Source organism: Ramlibacter rhizophilus, assembly GCF_004681965.1.
GTDB classification, from domain to species: Bacteria; Pseudomonadota; Gammaproteobacteria; order Burkholderiales; family Burkholderiaceae_C; genus Ramlibacter; species Ramlibacter rhizophilus.
Genome location: NZ_SMLL01000002.1, coordinates 275,913 through 292,173, shown reverse-complemented (window position 1 = coordinate 292,173; position 16,261 = coordinate 275,913). Strand labels below are relative to the sequence as shown.

At 65.6% G+C, this 16,261-nt stretch carries 17 protein-coding genes and 1 pseudogene; 7 read left to right on the top strand and 11 right to left on the bottom strand.

Features of this window, described 5'->3' with window-relative positions; all coding sequences use genetic code 11:
* Positions 1–25: 25 nt before the first annotated feature.
* From EZ242_RS06080 to EZ242_RS06070, 3 genes are read right to left on the bottom strand one after another with little or no spacing between them, the layout of a single operon-like run.
* A complete protein-coding gene (locus EZ242_RS06080) occupies positions 26–1,465 on the bottom strand; it encodes an amidohydrolase family protein (protein ID WP_135284241.1) in 1,440 nt (479 codons plus the stop codon).
* A gap of 34 nt (positions 1,466–1,499) precedes the next feature.
* Positions 1,500–2,075 carry a MarR family winged helix-turn-helix transcriptional regulator gene (locus EZ242_RS06075; RefSeq protein WP_135284240.1) on the bottom strand — a complete coding sequence of 192 codons (576 nt, stop codon included), beginning with the start codon at positions 2,073–2,075 and terminating at the stop codon, positions 1,500–1,502.
* A gap of 59 nt (positions 2,076–2,134) precedes the next feature.
* On the bottom strand, positions 2,135–3,268 hold the full coding sequence (locus EZ242_RS06070) for an epoxide hydrolase family protein (protein ID WP_167784666.1): 1,134 nt from the start codon (positions 3,266–3,268) through the stop codon (positions 2,135–2,137).
* 101 nt (positions 3,269–3,369) lie between these two features.
* Between EZ242_RS06070 and gloA the strand changes: the two genes are divergently transcribed.
* The gene (gene gloA / locus EZ242_RS06065; protein WP_135284238.1) at positions 3,370–3,807 is read left to right on the top strand and encodes a lactoylglutathione lyase; all 438 of its coding nucleotides are present in this window, start codon (positions 3,370–3,372) and stop codon (positions 3,805–3,807) included.
* 9 nt (positions 3,808–3,816) lie between these two features.
* Positions 3,817–4,428, top strand: coding sequence for a glutathione S-transferase family protein (locus EZ242_RS06060; protein WP_135284237.1), 612 nt, complete (start codon positions 3,817–3,819; stop codon positions 4,426–4,428).
* 53 nt (positions 4,429–4,481) lie between these two features.
* Here the strand turns inward: EZ242_RS06060 and EZ242_RS06055 are convergent, their stop codons facing one another.
* The 3 genes from EZ242_RS06055 to EZ242_RS06045 form a co-directional block, all read right to left on the bottom strand.
* A complete protein-coding gene (locus EZ242_RS06055; RefSeq protein WP_135284236.1) occupies positions 4,482–5,564 on the bottom strand; it encodes an aromatic ring-hydroxylating dioxygenase subunit alpha in 1,083 nt (360 codons plus the stop codon).
* Positions 5,565–5,593: 29 nt separating this feature from the next.
* Positions 5,594–6,640, bottom strand: coding sequence for a TRAP transporter substrate-binding protein (locus tag EZ242_RS06050; protein WP_135284235.1), 1,047 nt, complete (start codon positions 6,638–6,640; stop codon positions 5,594–5,596).
* A gap of 244 nt (positions 6,641–6,884) precedes the next feature.
* Positions 6,885–8,114, bottom strand: coding sequence for an FAD-dependent monooxygenase (locus EZ242_RS06045; RefSeq protein ID WP_135284234.1), 1,230 nt, complete (start codon positions 8,112–8,114; stop codon positions 6,885–6,887).
* A gap of 102 nt (positions 8,115–8,216) precedes the next feature.
* On the opposite strand from EZ242_RS06045, the gene EZ242_RS06040 reads away from it, so the two are divergent.
* Together EZ242_RS06040 and EZ242_RS22655 are read left to right on the top strand one after the other, a co-directional pair.
* Positions 8,217–9,125, top strand: a complete 909-nt coding sequence (locus tag EZ242_RS06040; protein ID WP_135284233.1) for a LysR family transcriptional regulator — start codon at positions 8,217–8,219, stop codon at positions 9,123–9,125.
* A 54-nt stretch (positions 9,126–9,179) separates the two neighbouring features.
* On the top strand, positions 9,180–9,467 hold the full coding sequence (locus EZ242_RS22655) for a GFA family protein (RefSeq protein WP_420821237.1): 288 nt from the start codon (positions 9,180–9,182) through the stop codon (positions 9,465–9,467).
* Between the two features lie 69 nt (positions 9,468–9,536).
* Here EZ242_RS22655 and EZ242_RS06030 read toward each other — a convergent pair whose 3' ends face one another.
* The 5 genes from EZ242_RS06030 to EZ242_RS06010 form a co-directional block, all read right to left on the bottom strand.
* Positions 9,537–10,211 carry a glutathione S-transferase family protein gene (locus EZ242_RS06030; protein ID WP_135284232.1) on the bottom strand — a complete coding sequence of 225 codons (675 nt, stop codon included), beginning with the start codon at positions 10,209–10,211 and terminating at the stop codon, positions 9,537–9,539.
* A 49-nt stretch (positions 10,212–10,260) separates the two neighbouring features.
* Complete coding sequence (locus EZ242_RS06025) at positions 10,261–10,842, bottom strand: c-type cytochrome (protein ID WP_205960603.1); 582 nt, start codon at positions 10,840–10,842, stop codon at positions 10,261–10,263.
* The gene (locus tag EZ242_RS06020; protein ID WP_167784665.1) at positions 10,839–11,840 is read right to left on the bottom strand and encodes a c-type cytochrome domain-containing protein; all 1,002 of its coding nucleotides are present in this window, start codon (positions 11,838–11,840) and stop codon (positions 10,839–10,841) included. The genes EZ242_RS06025 and EZ242_RS06020 overlap by 4 nt, the downstream gene beginning before the upstream one ends.
* A 254-nt stretch (positions 11,841–12,094) precedes the next feature.
* Positions 12,095–12,391: a PQ-loop repeat-containing protein gene (locus tag EZ242_RS06015; protein ID WP_135284230.1), complete on the bottom strand. Its 297-nt coding sequence runs from the start codon at positions 12,389–12,391 to the stop codon at positions 12,095–12,097.
* Between the two features lie 366 nt (positions 12,392–12,757).
* Positions 12,758–13,306 carry a GNAT family N-acetyltransferase gene (locus EZ242_RS06010; RefSeq protein ID WP_135284229.1) on the bottom strand — a complete coding sequence of 183 codons (549 nt, stop codon included), beginning with the start codon at positions 13,304–13,306 and terminating at the stop codon, positions 12,758–12,760.
* 148 nt (positions 13,307–13,454) lie between these two features.
* On the opposite strand from EZ242_RS06010, the pseudogene EZ242_RS22650 reads away from it, so the two are divergent.
* From EZ242_RS22650 to EZ242_RS05995, 3 genes and pseudogenes are all read left to right on the top strand, one after another.
* Positions 13,455–14,315: pseudogene (locus tag EZ242_RS22650) on the top strand (restriction endonuclease).
* Between the two features lie 109 nt (positions 14,316–14,424).
* On the top strand, positions 14,425–15,411 hold the full coding sequence (locus tag EZ242_RS06000) for a hypothetical protein (RefSeq protein WP_135284228.1): 987 nt from the start codon (positions 14,425–14,427) through the stop codon (positions 15,409–15,411).
* A 188-nt stretch (positions 15,412–15,599) separates the two neighbouring features.
* A complete protein-coding gene (locus EZ242_RS05995) occupies positions 15,600–16,259 on the top strand; it encodes a DUF1294 domain-containing protein (RefSeq protein WP_135284227.1) in 660 nt (219 codons plus the stop codon).
* The last annotated feature ends 2 nt before the right edge of the window (positions 16,260–16,261 follow it).

Sequence of the window (16,261 nt, the reverse complement as noted above, 5' to 3'; positions counted from 1 at the left end):
TCAGGGCGCACCGCGAGTCTCCAGCTCAGTCGGCCCTTCGTTCGTAGAACCTTGCCAGCGCCTCCTGGTAGCGGCGCAGCAGCGGCAGGAACTGCGCCATCGCGCCTGAATGGGCTCGCAGCTGCTCGTGCAATTCCGACACGACCGCCGCTTCGTCCACGCCAAGCACCGCGCCGTCCTGCACGACGGTCTGGCCAGCCACCACGAGCGTTCGGACGTTCGCCGCGGTTGCGCGCGCATGGAACAGCGTCGCTACGTCCGACAGGGGTTCGCACAAGTCGGCGACTTCGCGCTTCAGATCGAGCAGCAGCAGGTCGGCCGGTCCGCCGATCGCAATGTCGCCCGCCCCGTCGATGCCCGCTGCGGCCGCGCCGTGGCAGCAGGCTGCCTCCAGCACGGCGTCGCTCGGCACGCCGGCGTCGAAGCCGGTGCCGGCATGCAGAAGCCGCAGCAGCCGCATCTCGCGCAGCAGGTCGTCGTCGTCGTCCAGCGCGAGCGCGTCCAGGCCGACGGCGAACTTCAGGCCCGCTTCCCGGATGTGCCGCAGGGGCGCGATGCCGGAGCGCAGCCGCAGGTTGGAACTCGTGTTGATCGAGACGAGCACGCCGCGGCTGGCGAGGAGCTCGCATTCGTCCGGGTGCAGCCAGGTGCCATGCGCCACCGTGAGCCGCGGCGACAGCAGTCCGATCTGGTCGAGGTGGCGCACGATGCCTTGCGGGTACGTGCGATCCGCCCAAGCGCGCTGGTAGCGTGACTCCAGCAGGTGCGTGTGCACGCGGCGGCCGCTGGCGGCCGATGCAGTGGCAATCCGCTCCAGCAGCGGATCAGAGCACCATTCGGCGCCGACGGGCCCGTACTGCACCTGGAAGCGGGGCGACTCGTACGCCTCGGCGATCTCTTCGACCACGGCCATCTGCTCCTCGACGGAGGCGATCGGCCGCAACCAGCGCGTGCGGATGGCGTCGGCGTCCGAAGCGTCCAGCCACTGCAGGATGGATTCGTCGGGCCCGTAACCAAGCCGGTGCCGGTCGCGCATGGGGACGACGAACGCCAGCCGGATGCCCACGTCGCGGGCGGCGCGGCACACCGCCTCGGCCTCGCGCACCAGCGTGCGCGGGTCGCGCGACAGATGACAGTGCACCACATGGCCGATGCCGCTGCGCGCCATGCGGCAGAACGCAGCTGCAGCAACCAGATAAGGGTCCACCGGGGGCAGGGTGTAGGTCGCGGGAACCCACGCCTCCACGGGCGCGTCGAGCGCGCCGTAGGCCAGCGAGCGGATGCCGCGGCCGTGGTCGTGCGCGTTGGCCAGCGGCGGCATGAGCAGCATGGCGCCGCCCCCTTGCACATCCCGCTCGATGGCGCGGACGCCGGACGCGTCGTAGCGGACCTCCACCCCTGGCTCGATCGAGCCAGCGCGCGCCGAGGCCAGCAGCCAGTCTGCGCGCAGCGTGGCGGTGTTCACTCGAAAGGCTCCTCGAAACCGCGCGCAAGCGCGCTCAACGGACTTTGGTCAAGCGGGTCGGTGCACCGCCGCGCCGCTTGTTCGGCGTGCGCGTCGCGGCGGTGGAGCCGGGGTCGAACTCGTTCACGTACGGAATCTTGGCCGTCGTGCGGGCCAGCAGATCGAGGAAGAGGTCGGCTTCCTCGCTGGTCAGGTCGGACAGAAGTCGTCGCTCCCGCTCCAGGGCAACCTGGATCACCTGGTCGTGCAGCTCGTAGCCTTTGGGGGACAGCTCCAGGGTCTTGCGACGCGAGGACGTTTCATCGCTGGACACGATCAGGTAGCCCTTTTCCTCGAGCTTGCGTGACTCGCGGCTGATCGAGGCCTTGTCCAGCCCGATGACCTGCGAAATCCGCGCCGGTGCAATCCGAGGCTCGATCGCCAGCATGGCCATGACACGCCATTCGATGATGCCGATTCCGAATCGCCTGAGGTACAGGCGCGAGGCCCCGCTCGACAGCTTGTTGGCCAGTACCGTGAAGAAGTAGGTCGCGTAATGCGAGAGGTCGAGAACCTCGCGCCGGGCCTTGCTCGGCGCGGCGGCGGTGACCCGGGTTGCGGCTGTTGCCATCGGTGAATTCGTCTGCGTATCCCAGCGCCGACTTTAACGGGTCGGCCTTGGGGCCGGCATCACAGGTTCGCCGAGAACTCGGCAATGTCTGCGGCCAGCGCATCCGGGACGTCGTAGCCGGGGAAATGACCGCCCGCGGAGAACTCGGTCCAGCGCACCACCCGGTAGACCTTGTCGACCAGGCTGCGGGGCGGCGGAACGAAGATCGGGTCACGCGTTGCCGCGAAAGCGGTCGGCGTCTCGACGCGCTTGCCGCCGGGGTAGCCTGGCGGCCCTTCGGTCGTGATGCCGCGATAGATCCACATGGACGTGGCCACGCTGTTCGTCACCAGGTACAGCATCACGTTGCGCAGCACGCGGTCGGCGCGCTCGGGCGTCTGGTAGACGGCGGACTTCTGGCCCTCGGCCGGGTCGCCCCAGGCCGCGAACTTCTCCAGCATCCACGCGAGCAGGCCGACCGGGTTGTTCGACAGCGCGAAGCCGGCGGTCAGCGGCCGGGAGGTCTGCAGCCGGAAGTAGGCGCCGTCATCCTCGAAGCGCTCGCGGAAACCGGCCAGCCACTGCTGCTCCTGCTCCGTGGATGCGGCACCGGCCACGAACTTCGGGCTGGCCATGGTCATGTGGGTGCCGATGCAGTGCTGCCCATGATCGAAGCCCAGCCATCCGGCAATGATCGAGCCCCAGTCGGCCCCATGCGCAACATAGCGCTCGTGGCCGAGGACGCGGGTCATGAGTTCATGCACCAGTGCGGCGACGCCACGCGGGCCCAGGACCTGGTCCGGCGCGCTGGAGAAGCCGACTCCCGGCAGGGAGACCAGCACCGCGTCGAATCCGCGGCGTGCCAGCTCGCGCCCCACCTCGATGTACTCGAGGAAGCAGCCCGGCCATCCGTGCATCAACACGACCGGAACACCGGTGCGCGGGCCCGTCGCGTCGATGCGGACGTAGTGCAGGTCCACGGCGCCCACGCGGGCCTTGAAATGGGACAGTTCGTTGAGGCGGGCCTCCTGAACGCGCCAGTCGAACCCGTGGGTCCAGCGCTCGGCGACGTACTTCAGCGTGGCCGGATCGACACCCATTTCCCAGCCGGCGCCAGCCGGTGTCTTCGGCCACTCGTACTCGGCAACCTGCCGCGCGATGCGATCGAGTAGCGCCTGTTCGGCGTGGAGCGTGAATCGTGTCTCCTGGCTCATCGGAGTCTCCCGAAAAAGGATTTGAAAACTTGGTTGGCGTCGCGCAGAATGTTGCAACATCAACGTTGATTCTGCAACCCAAAACCGTGGAAGGAGACCCGATGGGCACGACCGATTCCCCAGCGCCGCACCAGGCGAACCACCGTGTGATGCACACCATGATCCGCGTTCGCGACCTGGATGCTTCGCTCGATTTCTACACCCGCCTGCTCGGCATGAAGGTGCTTCGGCGCAAGGACTACCCCGAAGGGCGCTTCTCGCTCGCCTTCGTGGGCTACGGGCCGGAAATCAACCACGCCGTCGTGGAGCTCACCCATAACTGGGACCAGGACAAGGCCTACGACATCGGCAACGCCTACGGGCACCTGGCCATTGCCGTGGACGACATCTACGCCACGTGCGAAGAGTTGAAGCGCAAGGGCGCGAACATCACCCGTGCGCCGGGCCCGATGAAGAACGACACGCTGCACCTGGCCTTTGTCCAGGATCCTGATGGCTACAAGATCGAGCTGATCGACTCCAAGACGGTCGCTGCCTGAAGGACCGGGATGATCACCTTCTTCACCTACCCGGGTCCGAACAGCCGCAAGGCGCAGATCATGCTCGAGGAGTCCGGCGAGGCGTACCGGACGCAAACCATCGACATCACCAAGGGCGAGCAGTTCGATCCCAAGTACCTCGAGATTTCGCCGAACAACAAGATTCCCGCCATCGTCGACGAGGGCCCGCAAGAAAAAGTCGCGGTGTTCGAGACCGGTGCGATCCTGATCTATCTCGCCGAGAAGTCGGGCCGGCTGCTGCCGCCGTCGGGTGCGGCACGTGCCGACACCCTGGCATGGCTGTTCTGGGGGACCGGCGCCCTGGGGGCGACCCTGCCGCAATTGCATCATTACGCAGACCTCGCGCAGCGCATTCCCGGCACCGTCGAGCGCTTCGGCACCGAGGCCGTGCGACTGTTCAACGTGCTGGAGCGGCGCCTTTCACAGCGCGAATTCATCTGCGGCGAGTACTCCATCGCCGACATCCCATCGTTCTGTTCCACCGCGGGTTGGCTCGGCCGCGTCAAGCAGCTTTCGGACGGGAAACTTGGCGATACGCCGTCCATCGATCGCTGGTTGAAGGCGGTTGCGCAACGTCCGGCTGTTCAACGGGTCGGCTGAGAGGCTGGGCGTGGAAGAAAAGGGGTCGGCTCGTCGCCGACCCCTTTTCCTTTCTACTGCGCTACGACCTCCGGCACGCGCGAGCGGGGCGCGGCCGGTTGCCGAAGCCGGGCGTCTTCCTGTTCCATCCGGTTGATGATGCGGCGCAGGTGAATGCGGCTCGCGTCGGAGGCGATGTCCACGAGATCCGACTCGCCGAATCGCTCCAGCCGCTTCTGCTGCCCTTCGCAGACCAGCAAGTCTTCCATGAACGCCGTCGAGATGTGCTTCATCAGGTCGTCGGTCGCGGTCGGGTCGTCCTGGCGATAGCCGTTCGCCGGGGCATAGAAGTAGAAGCAGGAATTCTCCGTCTCCGGCGTGAGGCCGTGGAAGATGCGAAGCGAGAACCCGCCTTCCCGGTTGCCGTTTTCACGCGCACCGGTCCCGGCGTCGACGGCGCCGCTCCATTGCAGGACATTGCTCGGGGGGGCGAATTCGAACTCCTGCCACCGGTCCACGCGGCCCTTGAATCCCACGGCCGCGACATAGGTGGGCGGCGGGATGGAGTTGAGCATCCAGCGCACGTAGCTGAGGCTGGTTTCGGTCTTGTGGACGTCCATCAAGGCTTCCACGTGCGTCTGGGGATTTCCGCCGATGGTCGAGCCGTGCACGTACCCCAGGTGGGTCAGGTCCATGAGGTTGTCCACCATCAGCACGTAGTTGGACTTGATGTGATAGAAGCCCTGGTGGTGCGGCCACTTCTCGTGGTCGTCATTGAACGGGTAGTCGATGATCTTCGACTCGTCGGCCAGCTCCGGATTTCCCATCCACACCCAAATAAATTCGTTCTTCTCCACGGCCGGGTAGGCGCGAACCTTGGCCCGCGCCGGAATCTTGTCCTGGCCCGGGATGTGCACGCAGCGCCCGGAGCAGTCGTGCACCACGCCGTGGTAGCCGCATTGCAGGCCGGCCTCGACCACCACGCCGAGCGACAAGGGCGCTGCACGGTGGCAGCACTTGTCCTCGAGGGCGGCAATCTTGCCGGAGACCTTGTCACGGAAGAAAACGAGCGGCTCGTTGCAGATCGTCCGCGCGAACGGCTTCTCGCCGATCTCGCTGGCCCAGGCCGCGATGTACCAGGCATTCATGATGAACATGATGGGTCTCCTCTATGCGTTGCGATGGTTCAGGACGCCTTCTTGCCGTGCTTGGCAATCAGTGACTTGGCGGATTCGAGCAAGCGCTTGCCGTCGTGGCCACGGCTGTTCATGTCGGCGACCCACTCCTGGTCGATCTTCGAGGAGAGCTTCATGAACTCCTTCGCCTCTGCATCGGACAGCGTGTAGATCGTGTTGCCGCGGCTCTCGGCGGCCTTCTTGCCGATCGAGTCGCTGTCCTGCGTGATCTTGCCGAACAGGCCCGAGGTGAGCATGCCCGAGTTGTCGTCGATCACCTTCTTCAGATCGGGCGGCAGCGCGTTGTACTTGGCCGGGTTCATCGCCATGACGAAGGTGCCGGTGTACATGGCGGGTGCGTCGCGCGGGAACTCGGTCGAGAACTTGGTGAGCTCGTGCACCTTCACCGAGGGCACGACATCCCAGGGCGTGGCCAGTCCGTCGATGGTCCCCTTGGCGAGTGCGTCCGAAACGGCCGGAAGCGGCATCCCCACGGGAATCGCGCCGTACGCACCGAGCAGCTTGGCAACCTGGCGGGTGGGTGCACGAACCTTCATTCCGTTCAAGTCCTTCGGCGACTTGATCTGGCGGGTCGAATGGAACACGCCCGGGCCGTGAACGTGCAGCGCCAGCACCTTGGTGTCCTTGAACTCGTCGGGCGCGTTCTGCTGGATGTACTCCCAGAACGCACGCGAGGTCGCCTCGGCCTCGTTCATCATGAACGGAAGCTCGAACGCTTCGGAACGAACGAACCGGCCCGCGGTGTACCCCGGCAGCGTCCAGACCACGTCCACCACGCCGTCGCGCGCCTGGTCGTAGAGCTGGACCGGCGTGCCGCCGAGCTGCATGGCGGGGTAGGCCTCGAATTTGATGCGTCCGCCGGAGTCCTTCTCCACCTTCTCCATCCAGGGCTTGAGCATCAGCGTCCAGACGTTGGACGTCGGCGCCATGAAGGTATGGAACTTCAGCGTCACGGGCTGCTGCGCCAGGCTGCCGAGGACCGGTGCCCCCAGCGCCAGGGCTGCGCCGGACTTGAGGATGCTGCGTCTCTGGATCATGCTTGTCTCCTTCAGTTGAGTTGGATCGGGTACAGCCGCGGATCGATGCGTCCTGCTGGGCTCATGCAGCTCGGTGAACCGTTGCGCTCGTCGCGCATGCATGCACGGAATCCCGATCGCCTGCTGTCGAGTTGGAGCCGGGTTCGATGGAAAGCCTCCGGTTCGAGTCGCCATCATGTTGATGTTGCAACGTTGCTCAATCAACTTCTAGGATTCCCTCTTGACAACGTCGATGAGAACCCTGTCAGCCCAGGGCGGCGTCCGCCACGGGCTCGACCGCAACACTCAGCGCGTCGTACGAGAAGAGCCAGTCGTAGCGGGCGTGGACCTTGTCGGGGGTCCATTCGCGGTCAACGTATTCGGCCGCGCCTTGCTCCTGGGCCAGCGTGTGGTCGTGAAAGCGCCGGGCGTTCTCGGCGGACCCCCGGACGGCGCGAGCCGTGCGGGCCGAGCGCAGTTGCTCATAGCGCAGGAGCGCCGCCGCGGGCTCGTGCGGCGACGCGGCGAGGCACCGGGCCAGCACGACACCGTCTTCGATGGCCATCATGGCGCCCTGCGCCAGGAAGGGCAGCATCGGATGGCAGGCATCACCGAGCAGCGTCACGCGGCCCAATGACCAGCGGTCCATCGGGTCGCGCCCCAGCAGCGCCCATTTGTAGGGTTGCTCGATGCCGCGGATCAACTGCTGGACGTCCTCGTGCCAGCCGGCGAAGTCCTGCAGGCACTCCTCGGTCGTGCCACGCGTGGTCCATGACTCCGTGCGCCAGTCTTCACGCTCGACCACACCGACGAAGTTGATCAGCCGGCCCGCGCGAACCGGGTAGGTGACCACATGCGCGCCGGGACCGACCCAGTTCGTTCCGACAGGCTCCGCGAATCGGGCGGGCAGGGCATCCAGGGGCACCAGGCCCCGCCACGCCATGCAGCCGGTGAACCAGGGGACGGCACCGCCACCGAAGAGCGAGCTGCGACAGGCGGAGTGGACGCCGTCGGCTGCGACCAGCGCGTCGAACGACATCGCCGCGCCACCTTCCAGCGTCAGCGTTACGCCGTGCGCATGCTCGTGATGCGCCAGGTACCGGCGCTGCAGGTGGATCGTGCCCGGCCGGATGTCCTCGATGGCCTTGACCAGCACCGCATGCAGATCCGCCCGATGCATCATCAGGTAGGGGAAGCCATAGCGATGAACAGCATCTTTTCCCAGATCGAACAAGGTCCAGCGCCGGCCATTGCTCCACAGCCGGATCTCCTTGCCCGAGGGCTGCGCAGCCAGTCGCATGACCTCGGACTCCAGTCCAAGATGGAAAAGGCAACGGGTCCCGTTCGGGCTGAGCTGGAGGCCCGCGCCCACGTCCCCGAAGCTGGACGCTTTTTCGAAGACATCGACGTCGACGCCTGCCCGAAGCAGTGCCAGGGCGGCAGTGAGGCCGCCGATACCGGCGCCGATGATGGCGACATGGGTCTGGTGTGGCATGGAACGTTCTCGCAGGACAGACACGGGTCCGACAAGGCCATTCAACGTCATTCCCGCCCATAGGGGAACTTTGTATAAGCTATCGAGTGATTTGATTAGCTTATGAACGTCACGCTGCGTCAACTCCGGGGTTTTGTCGCCATCGCGCAGTCGGGCAGCTTCACGCGCGCCGCCGAGCAGGTGCACATCACCCAAGCCGGCCTTAGCCTCATGATCCGGGAGTTCGAGGTGCAGATCGGCTGCAGCCTGTTCGAGCGCACGACGCGTGCGGTGCGGCTCACGCAAGCCGGCAGGATGTTGCTGCCCTTTGCCGAGCGCACGCTACGCGACGCAGCCGAGGTGCTGGACCGTTTGAACAAGCTGTCCGACCACGCCGCACGGACCCTCACCGTCGCGGCGACGCCGCTGGTGGCGGCGGACGTGCTGCCGGCCGTGTGCCAGGATCTGACCACCACGCGTGCGGATATCCGGGTGATCGTGAAGGATGTGGACCGGCGGCAGATCCAGGCCATGGTCGAGTCCGGCGAAGTCGATGCGGGCCTGGGTATCCTGTTCAAGTCGAGCTCGACGCTCGCCAAGGAACTGCTCATGCAACTGCCGCTGGTCTGCGTGAGCGCCGCCGGCGCTCTGGCGGGGGTGGCCAAGCGCAACTCCGTGACCTGGGCGCAGCTGAGGAATCTTCCGATGGTCCGGCTTCCCACCGACAACGCCATCCAGCAGCTCGTCGACAAGAACCTGGGCAGCCGCGCACCCGCAGCGGACCCGCCGACCTTCTCCAACCTGTACACGCTGATCGCGATGGCGGAGGCGGGCCGTGGCGTGGCCGTGCTGCCGTCCTTCGTCACGCAGGGATGCCGGCGCTACCGCGTGGACGTCTGTCCCATCGTGTCGCCCAGCGTCTCGACGGGATTCTTCTGCATCACCAAGCAGGGCGCACAACCCTCGCCGGCGTTGGCCCCGTTCCTGGTTTCGCTGAAAGCACGCATGGAGGCGTTCTCCCGCAGGACTTGAGGCTCAGGGAAGCCCGCATTGGGGCCGCTTCGGCGCCCAGGCTGATCCGTTCGCATCCGGCATCGTGGTCGCGAGTTCGGATCTCGAGGTCTCTGGCGCCCCCAAGACCTATGCGGTTCGGGAAGCAGTGGCCGGGTGACGACCCGCAGCTTCTGCGCCGAATGCGGCACCCCGTTATTCACTCGAAGCGAGGTGAACCCACAGTACACGTCGATCAGGTTCCCTGCGCTCGAAGGTCATGCGTCAGGCTTCGCCCCCATGCTGGACATCTGGACCTCGCGCGCGCAGCCCTGGGTATGCCTCGACCCCGACATCCCTCATTTCGCCGAGTCGCCTCAGTAGGCGGCATCCCTCCTGGAGCAGGGTGGGTGCGGCAGCGGTAGGCGCGGTGATGCAGCTTGCGCCATGGCATCACACCGCAACCATCGGTTGACCCCGGAGCGAGGCGCCATAGGCCTCGATGGTCTCGAACGTCGGGTTCCAGCTGCGCAAAGCCTTCATGCGGCGGAGCCAGGCGTCCAGCGCCGGATAAGCCGCGAAGTCGCTGCCGGTGAGTTCGCCCACATGCACAAACGGTGCGGCGAAGTAGTCGGCCAGCGTGATCGAGTCGCCGCACAGATAGGTGTTTCCTTGGCCGAGGAAGTGGCTGTCGAGGACCTTCAGCCAGCCCTGCGCGCGCTCGCGTCCCCACTCGAGCTGCGCCTGATGCGCCTCGTCGCTGCGTCGCTTGTGGAAACCGAAGATCTGCGGGTACACGAAGCCATAGCAATAGTCGCGACTCAGTTGCGTGTTGACCCAGTCCATGACTTCGTTAACGCGCGCACGCTGCTTCAGGTCGGCGGGGTAGGCGCGCGAGCCGGTCTTCTCCGCCAGGTACTTGAGGATGGCCGAGCTCTCCGTCAGCCGGAACCCGTCGTCCTCCAGCACCGGCACCAGGTGGTTGGGATTGACGGATTCGTATTCGGGCTTGTACTGCTCACCCGTGAAGAGATCGACGACCTGCTGGTCCAGCGCAATGCCCTCTTCCGCCGCGAACAGCATGACCGCGCGGGAAGTCGTTGAACCGGGATGGCAGTAAAGCTTCATGACAGGTCTCCTTCGGAGCAACGGCAATCCGGGGGGGGGACGCCCCCATTCACTTGGTCGGTTTGGCCGGCCCTTGCGCGCCCGGCGCCCACGGTTCCGGCACGCGGTTGCGCACCGGCGGGATGGTGCGAAGGAAGGCGAAGACCGCCTTGAGGTCGTCGTCGGTGTAGTTCTTGTAGACGGGGATCGGCATCGGCGGAAGGATGTCGCGCCCGCGCCCCTGGTGCTTGCCGGTGCGGATGGCCATCATGAAATCACGCTCGCTCCAGCGGCCCAGGCCGGTTTCCATGTCGGGCGTGAGGTTGGCGGTGAAGCTCACGCCCCACGGCCCCGCCCAGGCGGTGTTCGTCCCCGATGCGATCATCTGCCATGGGCCTTCGGGCAGCTTGGGCACCGGCGGCATCACGAGTCCCTCCGGATGCCCGGCGAGCAGACGCGACATGTCCCATTCCGGGCCATTGGCGCCCATCTTCATCGGGGTGTGGCAGTCCATGCAGCCCGACGTCCCGACGAGGTACCGGCCGCGCGCCACGGTGGGATCGGCGGATGCCGGACCGGGCAGCTCCGCCCATGCGCAGGTGGTGGCGGCCGCCAGCATCGCGGCGGCAAGGGGGCGAATGCAGTGGTTCATCGTGGTCGCTCCTTGGGGTTGACGAGGTCCTGCTCGATCCAGCTGCGCATGACCGCCAGCGCGGCATCGTCAGGAACGATGGTGGCGAGGGGCGGCATGCGGGTCATCGGATTGGTCGAGCGCATCCGGTCGACGAGCACGCTGTCGGCTGCGTGCCCGGGCACGACGATGGCTGCGCTGTCGCGCCCGGCCTCGCGGAAGCGGCTCTCGCCGAGCAGCGTGCGCAAGGCCATCTGCTCGCGGCCGGGGTGCAAGCGCTGCTGCAGGTCCAGCTGTACGGGCACGCGCTGCGGCGAGCCGTTGTGGCAATGCGCGCAGTTGCCGTGCAGGTAGCCGAGCGCGGCGTGCTCCACGGGCGTGCGCGCCTCGATGTCGCTCGCCTGCACACCCGCGGGCAGGCCGCGCAGCCAGCCCTCGCGCACGAGCGCGCGCAGATCGGGCATGCCCGGAGCCGGCGCGCGGGAAAGCTGCACCGCGGAGAAGCCGAGCACCGGCACGGCCGCGCTCTCGTGGCACGCGAGGCAATCCTGCCGGCTCGGTATCCGGTACTTGCCGTTCGGTGCGCCCGCGACGGGCAGGGACTTGAATCCCGATTCGGGCGCGAGCGCGGCATCGCGGCCCGCGTCGTCCCAGACATACGTGACGAACCGCCATTGACCGCTGGCCAGGCGCTGGATCATCCGTGTCTCGACCGGTCGCCCCGCGACCGCGAATTCCTTCCAGAAGCGGGTGCCCGGCGGGAAGTCCCAGCGATCGGCGTCTGAGGCGTCGATGGACGAGTTTGGTGGAAGCAGCACCCAGCGGCGCTTGGCCGCGCCATCGGACCAGAGCGGGAAGCGGGGCTCGAACTCGCGAACGCCCGGTGCGAGGGTGCGCAGGGCGGTGTCCGTGTAGAGGCCGGATATGCTGAGCATGGCCGGAGCCGGGCCCTGTCCGGGCTCGGGCTCGGCGGGGGCCGAGTGCACCGCGCCTGCGCCGGCAAAGGACAGCGCGGTCATGCACAAGCAAAGCAGGTGAACGGCAGGCACGGCTAGCACCTCCTTGACCGATCCCGCGGCCCTGGTCGCGGGCCGGAACATTGTGGGCAGGGAGCATCGAGTCGTCCACCTGGACCGCTTCCGCCAATTCGCAAAACTCACATCGCGAATGTCACAAAGCCACTCGTCGGTACCGGGGGGCGCAGCCCGGAAAGAAAAGACCGGGTCAACCGGCCTACTTGCCGGAACCGGCAGCGTTGGTCAGCAACGTGTCCTCAGCGCTGCACCAGCACCCCCAGCACCACCGCGGCATTCAGCAGGATCCAGCCGACGCAGGCCACATAGATCGTCTTGTCGCGCAGAGCCAAGCCATGGACGAACCACAGGCACGCGCCGAGCAGGTAGGTGCCCCACGACAGCAGCGAGACACCGGCGACCTCGCCGTCCACCCAGATGGTCCAGACCTGCGGCAGGGTCATCACCATGGAGGCGACGGACATGAAAGGCAGGATCTTCGCGACCGGGCTGTCCGGTGGGGGCGCGGCCTGCGACGCGCCGGGTCCATGGTCCATGTGCCGCTCCTCGGAGGTGGGACGACGGCATCATGCCGCTGCCGCGCAGTGGCGGATGACAGGGCGCAAGGTGGCCGGCCTTGACACCTCGAACGCGCTGAGGTTCAGGCTCTGCCGCACGAACTCGTACCCCACCGGGATCCGGCCATTTGGGAGCGCGATAGTTGAAGCCATTTCTTTTATGCCAGCCAGGAAAATCTGCAATCGGCGTCTATTCCGGCAGTTTTTACTTTTCTCCAGCCCCTCGGCACCACAGCCGGTGCAAGGCCTATTCGGCTCCTGTCGGAGCTGCGGCGATGGGCATCGGTTGAAGCACGATGCCCTGCTGCCCTTACGTGAGTGCGGGCGTGTGCATACCGTTTTCGATCAGACCCGGAGCGTCGTCGGCGCGAGCGTCGCGTCGGGCAGGTCAAGGCAGAAGAAATATTCGGAGTACGGCATCGCACCATCGTCCATGTGCCGCTCCCTGCCGTCACGCCGATACCCAAAGCGCCCGAAGAACTGGTGGGCGCGCTTGAACCGGCTGTCGGACCAGAATTCGACGCGCTTAAGACCCAGCCGGCGCGCTTCGACGATGGCCCAGTTCATGAGGACGTTGCCCATCTCGCCACCGCGGTGCGTGGGGTGCAGGTAGAGCCGCTTGAACGAGCACAGGCCCGAACTCCCCGGCGCGGGTAGGACCGCATGGGTGGCGACGATCCGACGTTCCTCGTCCTCGACGACGATGAAGCTGCCACCCGCCTGGAAGTATTTGGCTTCGATGTCGAGGAGATCGGGATCCGCTCCTTCGAGCATCAGGCGGTCTCCATATTCGCGGTACACGCTGTCGATCAACGCGGTAGCGGCTTTCGCGTCCGCGTTGGTGGCGGCGCGCAAGGTGCATCGACCGATGCGCATCGTCGGGGTGGTGTTCATCGGGCTCTCCTTGGGTTTATGGGTGGCGTGCTCATTAGGGTGCTTTTATTCGGTCGGAATATGCGGAATCGCTGACTCGCTTCACCGCTGCCGTTGAGTAACATTGCTTCCGTGCCGCACCGTCGCGGCAGTTTAGACAGGAGCAGCGATGGCAAGGCGGGGAAGAAAAAGCAATGCCGAAGAATGGGTCGACCTGGTCGCACTGCTGCCCTGGTGGGCGTGCCTCGGCTTGGCGCTGGCGTCCTTCCTGCTCTTCCGCGCGCTGAGCGCGCCGCCTAAGGTCATCAATCCCGCTCAGATAGGACAGCTGATGACCGGCACCATGATTGCCGGCGTGGCAATGGCCGGCCAATGGATTGCGCCACTTATCTGCGGGATGGCCGCGGTTGTGTCTTATTTTCGCCGGCGAAAGCGCTAGGAACTCGTGGCCAATGCGGCCGCAACGGGAGTCGACAGTGGACCCGGCAGCATCGCTGGCATGTCCTGGCGAGAGTTCGAACTGCTGGTGGGTGAGGCATTTCGCGTTCACGGCTACCAAGTCACCGAGAACGGGGCCGGGGGCCCCGACGGCGGCGTGGACCTGCGGCTGCGGCGCGGCAAGGAGACCTTCCTGGTGCAATGCAAACAGTGGCGAGCCACGCGGGTGGGCGTGGATGTGGTGCGGCAGTTGTATGGGGTCATGGCGGCTGAAGGGGCCACAGGCGGGTTCGTGGTGACTTCGGGCAGGTACACCCCTGATGCCCAGGCTTTTGCTTCTGGCAGGAACATCGAATTGATCGACGGTAGCGGCCTGCATGACTTGATTCAGAAGGCTCTGGCGTCCAACAACGCCAAGGTTCTTCCGGTCGGACTGCCATCCGTTTCTGCGGTTATGCCGGTCGCCTCCAGTGATCCCCTATGCCCCAAGTGCAACTCGCAAATGGTCTTGCGAACGGCGCGGAAGGGAGTGAATGCCGGTGGTGAGTTTTGGGGTTGCAGTCGTTATCCGGCTTGCCGGGGGACTCGGTAGAACGCGTCCGCTTCGGGGTCAGAAGCGGCCATTGCCCGGGGTGTGGGATCCCACATCTAGGCTTGATCCCCGCGACTGGCTAACGTCTGACCTTCATCCACTGCAGCCGATGCATAAATTGGGAAGCCATATCGGGGCTGGCAGGGGGGGCCTTCGTGAACTCGATGCAATAGCGCTGCAGGGCTATCGCGTGATACCACAAATGCAGGACAGCAGAAATCATGGCGCCGCTGACGTTTCCGTGTCTGCGGATGGCAGCTTTGATCGGCAGCGCCCCCCTGCGCGGCTACACGTGCTGCTGGCGCGGGGTTCGCCGCAGGCGCTTGTCATTCGCCGAGGGCCGAGCCGGCATGTCGCTGTGATCGCCTGGAACCGCGCGATCGATCAATTCACGCTTGGTCAATGGCTGCGCGGCCGAATTTACGAGCGACGCTGTGACCTATCGCCCGACGGGCGCCACTGGGTGTACTTCGCCATGCATGGCCGGTGCGATGGTCCGGCACATGCCACCTGGACGGCCATCGCTCGTGCTCCATATCTCAAAGCGGAAACGTTAATGCGATGGGTTGGCACCTATCATGGCGGTGGCCTGTTCACCTCGGACGATGAGGTGTGGGTAAACCAGCGCTACGGGTACGACTTACTAAAAGATTCTTCGCACATCAAGCGCATGGGAAAGTGTTCGCCGCAAGAGTACTCGGACACGTCGTGCCTACGTGTCTACTACCCGCGCCTGCAGCGCGATGGTTGGACGATGGTATCCCGCGTGAAGCATCGGATGGAACATGAACTGACCATTTTCGAGCGCCGCATCGACCAGCGTTGGACGCTTCGCAAGCTCGCTTATGCGACGAGCGCGATGCATTTGGTTGGCCGCGGCTGCTACTTTGACGAACACGAGTTGCGTAGTGAGCGCGATGGCTCGGTCACGCGGTGCCCCGGTTGGGAGTGGGCGGACTTGGATGGCCTGCGACTCGTGTGGGCCCAGGCGGGCTGTCTTTACAGCACCTATATGCAGCCGGACGGGCCGGGTCCGGTCAAGCTACTCTTCGACTTCAATCCAATGGCGTTCGAGGCTATAGAAGCGCCGTATTGAGGGGTGTTTTTGCGGCCAATACTGGTGCACGCGAAGATTGAGCATTCCGTTCAGATGGTGATACTGAAGGCTGGTTCCGGCCACAAGCGTCCGCGAGAAGAGCGCGATTCAGAATTGGAGGCTGCGTACGCAGTGACTAGGTCCGCCCCTCCGCAGATCGAACTAAGGCAAATAACCCCGCTGAAGTCATGAGAAAAGAAGGGACCATCATCCGCTGGGACGACGCCAAAGGCTTCGGCTTCATCCGCAGCCCCGCGATCGCGCAGGACGTGTTCGTGCATGTCCGCGACTACCGCGCCAGCGGCGATGAAGCACCGCGACAGGGGCTGCGTGTCACGTTCGAGGACATCCTGGTCGGCGGGAAGGGGCCACGCGCGATAGCGGTGCGACCGGCGGCCGAGGCCTTCGCGAGCAAGGCGGGCCGAGAGCTCACTCGCCCGGCAGCATCGACGCGGAAGAGGGCGGCGTCGTCGCCAGCGCCGGACAGGCGGCGTGCTGATGCCTGGTGGGTCCTGCCTCTCATGCTCGGCTACGGCATGGCGCTGACCTGGTTGGTCTCCCAGCGGCTGCTTCCCTCCTGGGTACTCCCCGCGTCCATCCTCCTGAACCTGGCCGCCTTCGCGGCCTATTGGCGGGACAAGTACGCAGCGCGGACGGGACGCTGGCGCATGAGGGAAGACACCCTGCACCTTTGGAGCCTGGCAGGCGGATGGGTGGGTGCCTGGTTCGCGCAGCAGGTGCTGCGCCACAAGTCGTTCAAAGCGAGCTTTCGCACCGCGTACTGGTTCACCGTCATGACCCACTTTGCCGCCGCGGCGGGCATCTCGTGGATTCTTCGATCGACCTGAGC